Source organism: Streptomyces sp. NPDC002490, from assembly GCF_040296045.1.
In the GTDB taxonomy this organism is placed as follows: Bacteria; Actinomycetota; Actinomycetes; order Streptomycetales; family Streptomycetaceae; genus Streptomyces.
Map to the genome: position 1 here is coordinate 1 of NZ_JBEOWM010000121.1, position 2,838 is coordinate 2,838.

Annotated in this window: 1 rRNA gene; it reads left to right on the forward strand. The window is 56.4% G+C overall.

The features are described 5' to 3' along the window. Positions 1-2,816: ribosomal RNA gene (locus tag ABT092_RS30840) — 23S ribosomal RNA — on the forward strand; the annotation flags it as partial. Between the last annotated feature and the right edge of the window lie 22 nt (positions 2,817-2,838).

The following is a 2,838-nucleotide window of genomic DNA, read 5'->3' on the forward strand; positions in this document are numbered from 1 at the left end:
TGGGGGGTTGTGGGAGTGTGCTTGATCAGTCTGCCGGCTGGTCGGTGAGTCAGAAATCGTTGATGTAGGCGAAGGGCATGCGAAAGGCCCGGCGTAGAGGGTAAGACCCCCGTAGTCGAAACGTCAGCGACTTGCTTGTGCATTTCCCAAGTAGCACGGGGCCCGAGAAATCCCGTGTGAATCTGGCGGGACCACCCGCTAAGCCTAAATATTCCCTGGTGACCGATAGCGGATAGTACCGTGAGGGAATGGTGAAAAGTACCCCGGGAGGGGAGTGAAATAGTACCTGAAACCGTGTGCCTACAAGCCGTGGGAGCGTCGGATGCCAGCACTTGTGTTGGTGTCTCGTGACTGCGTGCCTTTTGAAGAATGAGCCTGCGAGTTTGCGGTGTGTTGCGAGGTTAACCCGTGTGGGGAAGCCGTAGCGAAAGCGAGTCCGAATAGGGCGTTTGAGTAGCATGCCCAAGACCCGAAGCGGAGTGATCTAGCCATGGGCAGGTTGAAGCGGCTGTAAGAGGTCGTGGAGGACCGAACCCACCAGGGTTGAAAACCTGGGGGATGACCTGTGGTTAGGGGTGAAAGGCCAATCAAACTCCGTGATAGCTGGTTCTCCCCGAAATGCATTTAGGTGCAGCGTCGTGTGTTTCTTGCCGGAGGTAGAGCACTGGATAGGCGATGGGCCCTACCGGGTTACTGACCTTAGCCAAACTCCGAATGCCGGTAAGTGAGAGCGCGGCAGTGAGACTGTGGGGGATAAGCTCCATGGTCGAGAGGGAAACAGCCCAGAGCATCGACTAAGGCCCCTAAGCGTACGCTAAGTGGGAAAGGATGTGGAGTCGCAGAGACAACCAGGAGGTTGGCTTAGAAGCAGCCACCCTTGAAAGAGTGCGTAATAGCTCACTGGTCTAGTGATTCCGCGCCGACAATGTAGCGGGGCTCAAGCGTACCGCCGAAGTCGTGTCATTGCAGTACATACTCCTAACGGGGACTGTGATGGGTAGGGGAGCGTCGTGTGCCGGGTGAAGCTGCACTGGAAGGTAGTGGTGGACGGTTCACGAGTGAGAATGCAGGCATGAGTAGCGATACACACGTGGGAAACGTGTGCGCCGATTGACTAAGGGTTCCTGGGTCAAGCTGATCTGCCCAGGGTAAGTCGGGACCTAAGGCGAGGCCGACAGGCGTAGTCGATGGATAACCGGTTGATATTCCGGTACCCGCTGTAGAGCGTCAAACATTGAATCAGGCGATGCTAAGCCCGTGAAGCCGTTCCGGACCCTTCGGGGAATGGAAAGTGGTGGAGCCGGTGACCCGGACTTGTAGTAGGTGAGTGATGGGGTGACGCAGGAAGGTAGTCCATCCCGGGCGGTGGTTGTCCCGGGGTAAGGGTGTAGGACGTCAGGTAGGTAAATCCGCCTGGCAATAGTCTGAGACCTGATGCCGAGCCGATTGTGGTGAAGTGGATGATCCTATGCTGTCGAGAAAAGCCTCTAGCGAGTTTTATGGCGGCCCGTACCCTAAACCGACTCAGGTGGTCAGGTAGAGAATACCGAGGCGTTCGGGTGAACTATGGTTAAGGAACTCGGCAAAATGCCCCCGTAACTTCGGGAGAAGGGGGGCCATTCCTGGTGATGATATTTACTGTCTGAGCTGGGGGTGGCCGCAGAGACCAGCGAGAAGCGACTGTTTACTAAAAACACAGGTCCGTGCGAAGCCGTAAGGCGATGTATACGGACTGACGCCTGCCCGGTGCTGGAACGTTAAGGGGACCGGTTAGCTGCATTTCGGTGTGGCGAAGCTGAGAACTTAAGCGCCAGTAAACGGCGGTGGTAACTATAACCATCCTAAGGTAGCGAAATTCCTTGTCGGGTAAGTTCCGACCTGCACGAATGGCGTAACGACTTCTCGACTGTCTCAACCATAGGCCCGGTGAAATTGCACTACGAGTAAAGATGCTCGTTTCGCGCAGCAGGACGGAAAGACCCCGGGACCTTTACTACAGTTTGATATTGGTGTTCGGTTCGGCTTGTGTAGGATAGGTGGGAGACTGTGAAGCGGCCACGCCAGTGGTTGTGGAGTCGTTGTTGAAATACCACTCTGGTCGTGCTGGATGTCTAACCTGGGTCCGTGATCCGGATCAGGGACAGTGTCTGATGGGTAGTTTAACTGGGGCGGTTGCCTCCTAAAGAGTAACGGAGGCGCCCAAAGGTTCCCTCAGCCTGGTTGGTAATCAGGTGTTGAGTGTAAGTGCACAAGGGAGCTTGACTGTGAGACCGACGGGTCGAGCAGGGACGAAAGTCGGGACTAGTGATCCGGCGGTGGCTTGTGGAAGCGCCGTCGCTCAACGGATAAAAGGTACCCCGGGGATAACAGGCTGATCTTCCCCAAGAGTCCATATCGACGGGATGGTTTGGCACCTCGATGTCGGCTCGTCGCATCCTGGGGCTGGAGTCGGTCCCAAGGGTTGGGCTGTTCGCCCATTAAAGCGGTACGCGAGCTGGGTTTAGAACGTCGTGAGACAGTTCGGTCCCTATCCGCTGCGCGCGTAGGAGTCTTGAGAAGGGCTGTCCCTAGTACGAGAGGACCGGGACGGACGAACCTCTGGTGTGCCAGTTGTTCTGCCAAGGGCATGGCTGGTTGGCTACGTTCGGGAGGGATAACCGCTGAAAGCATCTAAGCGGGAAGCCTGCTTCGAGATGAGGGCTCCCACCCACTTGATGGGGTAAGGCTCCCAGTAGACGACTGGGTTGATAGGCCAGATATGGAAGCCGGGTGACCGGTGGAGTTGACTGGTACTAATAGGCCGAGGGCTTGTCCTCAGTTGCTCGCGTCCACTGTGTT